The organism is Halorubrum sp. SD690R (assembly GCF_005435035.1).
In the GTDB taxonomy this organism is placed as follows: domain Archaea; phylum Halobacteriota; class Halobacteria; order Halobacteriales; family Haloferacaceae; genus Halorubrum; species Halorubrum ezzemoulense.
The window spans coordinates 1-4,589 of record NZ_SGTV01000067.1 but is presented as its reverse complement, the minus strand read 5'-3'; the positions used below and the strand labels follow the sequence as shown (position 1 = coordinate 4,589).

The window sequence follows — 4,589 nt, the reverse complement described above, 5'->3', positions numbered from 1 at the left end:
GGTCAGTTCCCGTAATGGTTCGATGACCGATACGAAACCGCTCTCGGAGGCATCGCTCAACCGAGGTTTGCGCACCGATTCAGTCGAAATCACACATCTCACACCCGCTGTAGTCTCAACTTCCACACCTATAGATTCTATATATCGAAATAAGATTTACCAGACAAGTAGTGAGGCTTGATCGTATGAAAATCAGCTTCAGAAGAGCTCATACGCTATTATAGCTAATACCCGCACCTACTTTGGATTAGTGTAGTAGTCACAAGTAGATTTTTGAGGATGCCCGCTGTCGGTGAAGCTAAATCGATGGTACAGCCAACTGACGGCCCTCAACCTGGGGACACGACTAGTGAAACGCCACTCGACGAGCCCCTGACCGATTTTCTCGACGCCAAGGCGAAGACGCTTGGCGAGTCCGAGGACGGAACGACGCAGCGATCCGGCAATTACGTTCAAGCGCTCGAACGCGTCGTCCCGGACTGGATCGAATGGATGAATGGCCAAGGCGTGACTACCGTAGAAGCGGTCGACAGTCGTCACCTCGCCCGGTATGCCGGTCACCTCGCCCGACGGGTGAATGCCCGTCGAGCCAGCAATGACACGGACGGGATCACAGCAGCCACTGCGTGGAACTACTACTCGCTCGTCTCCGCATACCTCCGTTACTGCCAGCAGTGGGAGTACATCCCAGAGAACCCCGCGGATACCGACCGCGCAAAAGACGAAATGCCTGACCGGCCCGCAACCGACTCTAGCAAACAGCAGTTCTGGTCGACCCAGCAGCGCGAGACAATCGTCTCGTACGTCGACGAGCGAGCGTATGCGGCGATTGATGCGGATCCGCAGAGCCGAGAAGCACTCACAGCTGCCCGTGACCGGGCGCTCGTCTACGTCATCGGATTCTCTGGCGTCCGCGGTGCCGAGGTCCTCGCCTCTAGTCGCGATGACCGGCGGACGGGAATCACATGGGGGGATATCGATACTGACCAGGAGGTATTGACAGTCCTCGGCAAAAGCCAGCAAATCGAGAAGGCACCGCTGACAGATCGTCCCGTTAGTGCCCTCAACCGCTGGCAGACGCTCCTCGACCCGCCCACCGATGCGTGGCCCGTGTTCCCTTCGTTCCACCTCGCATCCCTGCGGGATGCTGCGCGAAGTCAACTTCAGGAGCGTGACGCCGATCCAGAGACTATTGACACGGTTACGAGTCTCGGCACCGCAGACCTCGTTGATGCCTTTCGTGAACGGGACCTCACCCCGCCGGCTCTAACTACGGAAGGCGGCCGATACACGCTCAAAAAGCACTCTCAGGCAGCCGCTGTGGACTGTTCAGACGACTCGAAAGCGTATCTCACCCTCCACGGCGCTCGCCGTGGCGTTGGTGAGGCGTACTACGATGCAGCGGGGTTCAGTGACGCGCAACGGGTCCTCCGACACGAGGATCCATCAACGACATCGAAGATGTATGCCCACAAGGAGGCGGGTGAACTCTCTGACGTGGGCAGCGACATTTTCTCAGCGGATGAGTAGCTATCGTCGGCCGGCTGTCCGTGAATGCTGACTGTCTAATAAACCATATACTGCGATATCATTCGAGCGCGTATCCCCACCCTTCGAGCACGTCGACAACATCATCCGTGTGTTGAAGTCCAACCAGCAGCGCTGCCTCACGGAGATCCGCTTTCCGCACGCTTTCTCCGAGTCGGCTCTCAATAATCGACTTCTGTGTCCGCTGGACGTTCAGCGTGTCTTCTTGGAGGTGGAGCTGGACCGTTTGTTCTCGCCCGTCTGTGATGCTGTTTCGGCGTAATATCCACGGAATGTCACTCCTTGCTGTGTCGCGTCCGCTATTGTCGGCGCTGCTGCTCGCTCCAGTCTCTATCTCCACCTCAGTTGTCTCTGCCTGGTCGCTTTTCGAGTCCATGTCGGACGAGGAAGCGGGTTCGACCTCCGGCTCATCGTCGTCCTCTTCCTCGTCCTCCCACCCATTCACAGTGCCCTCTTTGAATCCCCCCATCAGACGGTCACCTCCTCAGGATCGTCCAACGCGCCTGGCTCAGGCGGCGAAGGCGCCACAATGCCGCCCTGCGTCTCAAGCGAGCGAGCAATTCGATCGAACTTTGCCAGCGTCTCAACCTCGTAGTCGCGGCGTCGGCTCCGGTGCGTTCGCACAAATTCAAACGCACTACACTGGTGTCGCCAACAGCCCTCCATCATCGATGTTCGGTCGCCGATCACCTCCGGAACCTCGAAGGGCACGTCCTCGACGATCTCGTTTTGATCTCTCGTCCCCTTGAACTCGATTGGGACGGCTCCAAGCACCCCAACTTCGATATTCAATTCATCCGCGAAGTTCGTCGCAAGCTCCTCTAAGCCCTCAACGGACGCTTCTCCCTTTGCGGACGGCTCAAACGGAATGAGGAGGTTCCTCGTCGCATAGATCGCATTATAGAGATGATCTGACTCCGTTGCTGGAGGATCACAGATAAGAACATCATACCGGTCCGGCACATCGTTCTCAACGAGGACACGCCGGAGTTGCGCGTAGATGTTGTACGCATCGCCGAAGTCTTCCGCCCGACTTTTCTCTCGTGCTAAGTGGTCTGAGAGATCTGAAAGGGTGTTGTGTTCCGGAATAATATCAATACCCTCTGCCGTCCGGATCAGATCGTCGAAGTCGCCACCCGGGTTATCGACAAGGTGTCGCACGAGACTGTCTGCTGCTGAATCACTCCGGTCGTCGTCGACGTCGAACAGCCGACTCAGGTTCCCGTCCTGTGGATCGAGCGGAATCACCAACACATCAAGCCCCGCTCGGGCGTGCGCACAGGCGATATTCGCGGTTAGCGACGTCTTCCCGACGCCGCCAGCCTCGCTGTAAACCGTGTACGAGAGCATACAGCATTATTAGAGACATACCACATAAGTATACGTCAGACATTCATCTATGACTCTTATCTATCTTAGACCTCTAAGTAAGATCTCTAAATAAGACTACTGAGTAAGGTTTCATACTCAGATATGTAAGAAAGGCGTCTTTCCTAGATTTCTCAGATAGAGGAATAAGGCATCTAACACATATTTGTATGTGATATGCTCCAGGCCCAAACCCGACCTGTGATAGCTCCCCCACGACTACGGTAGTTGATCTTTTATTAGAAAAAATATAAATTTATACCGCCACCCTCAGCTGGGAATTGGCTTGGACTCAATATTTCGTTTACATGATCTTGGTAACATAACCTGCATTGTGTGGCGCAGTGACTGCCTCCCTCAGTATTGCTCTACTCAGTATTTTTGACGTCCTCCACTGACGTTCTAGGGGGCCCAAGTTGATACGGGTCGCTCTAATTGTGTATATTTATATAGACAGATATCACCACCAGAACTGGCTATTTGACACACTTCGCAGCCAAATTAGCAAACAAACAGCTGGAATTTCATGCGAAAGCTACTGTTGCCCAAGTCTTATTAGCAGGTGATGAGGTAGTGTGTCTGTTCACGATGATTGACAACCTCTACGTTGACCCGAATGCGCTTCCGCCACTTGACTCATTCTCACGACGATCCAGAGACGAATCAGTCTTATTTACTACTCCGACGCATTTCTCCGTCGACTACGAGATTAATCCGTACATGGTGTCCGGCGTGGACAGTTCCACTGCGAACCAACAGTGGCACGATCTCGTATCCAGATATGAGGATCTGGCCGACGTTTCGATCATGGATGTCGACGCGGTTTGGGACGATCTTAGCGAGGTCGAAGTTGCCCCGCCCGGGGAACTCCCAGACATTACCTTCTGCTCGAATCATGCCCTTTCGCTTCCAGATCGCGACGGGTTCCTGCTCGCGCAGATGGCAACTGAAGAACGACATGATGAGCCTGCTTACTTCAAGCAGTGGTGTACCAACCGGGATATTCCAACTGAACAGCTTCGTACGGATGTTCCGTTCGAGGGGTGCGGCGATGCCCGCTGGCATCCGGGGCGTCGCCTCCTCTGGGGTGGTTACGGGCCACGAACTGACCTCGAGGCATACCGGGAAATAGCAGACCGCTACGATGTCGGCGTCGTTCCGCTTGAACTCACTGACGACTCATACTACCATCTCGATGTTTGCTTTTCAGCTATCGACGAACAGACGGCCGTTGTGTGTCCTGACGCGTTTACTGACGCAGGCCGGGAAAAACTTGACACGTTATTTGAAACATTGATAGAAGTCTCACCAGAGGCAGCACAGGATCACTTCGCGTGTAACTGCCACTCGCTGTCAGGTGACGTCGTTGTCATCGAAGAGTCAAACCACCAAACTATCCACGCGCTCGAGTCACACGGGTATGAGACTCTCCATGTATCAACAGATGAATTTATGAAAGCAGGCGGCTCGGTGGCGTGTATGGCGTTTCCGTACTAAGCGGAAACGCGCCAGTATCGTCTGCGCTGTCGACAATAGCGATGAGTGACTCTGTTGACTCGATGGAAACGCTGCTACCCTAGCAGAGCGTGAAACAAGATATGGGGCGCAAGAGACCGACCTGGATTTCGTGCCACAGAGCACGTTCTGTTGACTGGTCCGTGTGCGAAAGAAGC

General features: G+C 54.5%; 4 protein-coding genes. 2 read left to right on the top strand and 2 right to left on the bottom strand.

Features of this window, described 5'->3' with window-relative positions:
• The first annotated feature begins 306 nt into the window (after positions 1-306).
• On the top strand, positions 307-1,530 hold the full coding sequence (locus tag EXE41_RS18250) for a site-specific integrase (protein ID WP_086215358.1): 1,224 nt from the start codon (positions 307-309) through the stop codon (positions 1,528-1,530).
• 58 nt (positions 1,531-1,588) lie between these two features.
• On the opposite strand, the gene EXE41_RS18245 is transcribed toward EXE41_RS18250, so the two are convergent.
• Positions 1,589-2,017, bottom strand: a complete 429-nt coding sequence (locus EXE41_RS18245; protein ID WP_086215357.1) for a hypothetical protein — start codon at positions 2,015-2,017, stop codon at positions 1,589-1,591.
• Positions 2,017-2,898 (bottom strand): ParA family protein, encoded by an 882-nt coding sequence (locus tag EXE41_RS18240; RefSeq protein ID WP_049933239.1) that lies wholly within the window; start codon positions 2,896-2,898, stop codon positions 2,017-2,019. Before EXE41_RS18240 ends, EXE41_RS18245 begins: the two co-directional genes overlap by 1 nt.
• A 606-nt stretch (positions 2,899-3,504) precedes the next feature.
• On the opposite strand from EXE41_RS18240, the gene EXE41_RS18235 reads away from it, so the two are divergent.
• A complete protein-coding gene (locus EXE41_RS18235) occupies positions 3,505-4,413 on the top strand; it encodes a dimethylarginine dimethylaminohydrolase family protein (RefSeq protein ID WP_086215356.1) in 909 nt (302 codons plus the stop codon).
• Positions 4,414-4,589: the final 176 nt, after the last annotated feature.

What these genes read in the sequence shown, in the direction of transcription:
- EXE41_RS18245 (WP_086215357.1), bottom strand. Translation starts at nt 2,017, where the DNA reads ATGGGGGGATTCAAAGAGGGCACTGTGAATGGGTGGGAGGACGAGGAA.
- EXE41_RS18240 (WP_049933239.1), bottom strand. Translation starts at nt 2,898, where the DNA reads ATGCTCTCGTACACGGTTTACAGCGAGGCTGGCGGCGTCGGGAAGACG.
- EXE41_RS18235 (WP_086215356.1), top strand. Translation starts at nt 3,505, where the DNA reads ATGATTGACAACCTCTACGTTGACCCGAATGCGCTTCCGCCACTTGAC.
- EXE41_RS18250 (WP_086215358.1), top strand. Translation starts at nt 307, where the DNA reads ATGGTACAGCCAACTGACGGCCCTCAACCTGGGGACACGACTAGTGAA.